Source organism: Sphingomonas sp., from assembly GCF_035317925.1.
Classification (GTDB): domain Bacteria; phylum Pseudomonadota; class Alphaproteobacteria; order Sphingomonadales; family Sphingomonadaceae; genus Sphingomonas_I.
On record NZ_DATHFV010000099.1, the window covers coordinates 1 to 2996 of the forward strand.

3 protein-coding genes are annotated in these 2996 nt (G+C 62.4%); all 3 read right to left on the reverse strand.

From position 1 onward, the window contains the following. Window positions 1-310: VOC family protein (locus VK533_RS07475; RefSeq protein ID WP_324376241.1), on the reverse strand; the 310-nt coding region annotated here is incomplete at its 3' end. Next, the gene (gene bktB / locus VK533_RS07480) at window positions 307-1503 is read right to left on the reverse strand and encodes a beta-ketothiolase BktB (protein ID WP_324376242.1); all 1197 of its coding nucleotides are present in this window, start codon (window positions 1501-1503) and stop codon (window positions 307-309) included. The genes VK533_RS07475 and bktB, both read right to left, overlap by 4 nt. 14 nt (window positions 1504-1517) lie before the next feature. Further along, a partial coding sequence (locus VK533_RS07485) for an acyl-CoA carboxylase subunit beta (RefSeq protein WP_324376243.1) occupies window positions 1518-2996 on the reverse strand: 1479 nt, incomplete at its 5' end.

The following is a 2996-nucleotide window of genomic DNA, read 5'->3' on the forward strand; positions in this document are numbered from 1 at the left end:
GCACGGTCGCCCCCTTTCCTTCCAGTTCGGCCTTGGCGGCGTTCACGTCGGGCACCTCGAAGCAGACATGATGCTGCCCGCCTGCCGGATTCTTGGCGAGGAAACGCGCGATCGGGCTATTCTCGCCCAACGGCTCGAGCAGCTCGATCTGGCTGTTGGGCGTATCGATGAAGCAGACGCGCACGCCCTGCGCGGGCAGGTTGAACGGCTCGTGCACCACCGTTGCGCCGAGCAGTTCGCGATACATTGCCACCGCCGCGTCGATCGATGGCGTGGCAATACCGACATGGTTCAATCGACCCAGCTTCATCCGCCGAGCCGTTCGATCACCATTGCGATCCCCTGACCGCCGCCAATACACATCGTGATCAGGCCGTAGCGACCACTCGTGCGGCGCAACTCGTAAAGTGCCTTCACCACCAAGATCGCTCCGGTCGCGCCGACCGGATGCCCGAGCGCAATACCGCTTCCGTTAGGATTGGTCTTGCTGGAGTCGAACCCCAGCTGCTCCGCCACCGCGCATGCCTGCGCCGCGAAAGCCTCGTTGCTCTCGATTATATCGATATCGTCGAGCGACAGACCGGCTCGATCGAGCGCGATCGGAACCGCCTCAATCGGCCCTAGACCCATCACGTCAGGCTCGACACCGGCATGACCCCACGAAACTATGCGCGCCAACGGCTTGAGACCGGCCTCGGCGACGGTCGCGCCCGACGCCAGCACTACGGCTGCCGCACCGTCGTTGAGCCCCGAAGCGTTGCCGGCGGTAACGCTGCCTTCCTTCGTAAATGCCGGACGAAGCGCTGCAAGACTCTCGGCCGTCACCTCCCCGCGAACATGTTCGTCGGTGTCGAACACCACGACGCCCTTATGGCCCCTCACTTCGACCGGAACGATCTGTTCCCGAAAGCGGCCCTCCTCGATCGCACATGCCGCGCGGCGGTGGCTTTCCGCGGCGAGTTCGTCCTGCTTCGTGCGCGAAATTCCATGGCGCTTCGCAATATTCTCGGCGGTCATACCCATATGACCGGCGCCGAACGGATCAGTGAGGACCTCGACCATGGCGTCGAGCATAGTGACCGGGCCCATCTTCTGCCCCCATCGTACGGCTGGAGCGACATGGGGAGAATTGCTCATGCTTTCGGTACCGCCGGCGACGGCGATACCGGCCTCGCCCAGGCGGACCATCTGCGCTGCCGAGACGATCGCCTGCAGACCCGAGCCGCAAAGACGGTTCAGCGTGAGCGCGGGCGCGGCAATCGTCACGCCCGCTTCGACTGCAGCGATCCGAGCGAGATAGGCTTCGCGCGGTGTGCCCTGGATTACGTGCCCCATGACCACATGGTGCACGTCCCCTCCTTTGATATTTGCCCGACGCAGAGCCTCCCGGATCACAATCGCGCCCAATTCGGTTGCGGGAGCGCTTTTAAGCGCACCTCCGAAGTCACCGATGGCGGTGCGGACGGCGGAGACGATCAGGATGTCGGTTGCGGCGTCAGCCATTCTTCAGACCATTTCTAGAGAGGAATATTATCGTGCTTTTTCCATGGGTTTTCGAGCTGCTTGTCGCGCAGCTTGCGAAGCCCCAACGCGATCCGGCGGCGCGTGGAATGCGGCATGATCACTTCGTCGATGAAGCCCTTGGAGGCGGCGACGAACGGGTTGGCGAAGCGTGCTTCATATTCGGCGGTGCGCTCGGCGATCTCCTCGCGCGTCTTGCCGCGGAAGATGATCTCGACCGCACCCTTGGCGCCCATCACCGCGATCTCGGCGGTCGGCCAGGCATAATTGAGGTCGCCGCGCAGATGCTTGGACGCCATCACGTCATAGGCGCCGCCATAGGCCTTGCGCGTGATGACCGTGATCTTGGGTACGGTCGCCTCGGCATAAGCGAACAGCAGTTTCGCGCCATGCTTGATGATCCCACCATGCTCCTGCGCGACGCCCGGCAGGAAGCCGGGAACGTCCACAAAAGTGATGATCGGGATGTCGAATGCGTCGCAGAAACGCACAAAACGCGCCGCTTTCTTGGACGAATTGATGTCCAATACGCCCGCCAGAACCATCGGCTGGTTGGCGACAATGCCGATTGTACGGCCCTCGATCCGACCGAAACCGCACAATATGTTGCCCGCATGGGTCGGCTGGACCTCGAAAAAGTCGCCTTCATCGACCACTTTCGCGATCAATTCCTTCATGTCGTAGGGCTTGTTCGCGCTATCCGGGATCAGCGTATCGAGGCTGGAATCGGCGCGATCCCACGCATCTTCGGTCGGGCGCTGCGGCAGATCGTGGCGGTTGGACAGCGGCAGGAAGTCAAAGAAATCGCGCGTCGCGAGCAAGGCTTCGATATCGTTCTCGAACGCGACGTCGGCCACACCTGATTTGGCGGTATGCGTGACCGCGCCGCCCAGTTCCTCCTGCGTCACGACCTCGTTGGTGACGGTCTTCACCACGTCGGGGCCGGTGACGAACATGTAAGAGCTGTCCTTCACCATGAAGATGAAGTCGGTCATCGCCGGCGAATAGACCGCCCCACCCGCGCACGGGCCCATGATCACGCTGATCTGCGGCACCACGCCCGATGCGAGCACGTTGCGCTGGAACACCTCGGCATAGCCGGCAAGGCTGGCGACACCTTCCTGGATGCGCGCGCCGCCCGAATCGTTGAGGCCGATAACCGGCGCGCCATATTTGAGCGCCATGTCCATCACCTTGCAGATCTTCTGCGCGTGACGTTCGGACAGCGAGCCGCCGAACACCGTGAAATCCTGGCTGAAGACATAGACCAGCCGGCCATTGATCGTGCCCGATCCGGTGACGACGCCGTCGCCGGGAATGACCTGTTTTTCCATGCCGAAATCGACGCAATTATGCTCGACATACATGTCGAGTTCTTCGAACGAGCCCGGGTCGAGCAGCACGTCCAATCGCTCGCGTGCGGTCAGGCGGCCCTTGGCATGCTGCGCGTCGATCCGTTTCTGGCCTCCGCCCAT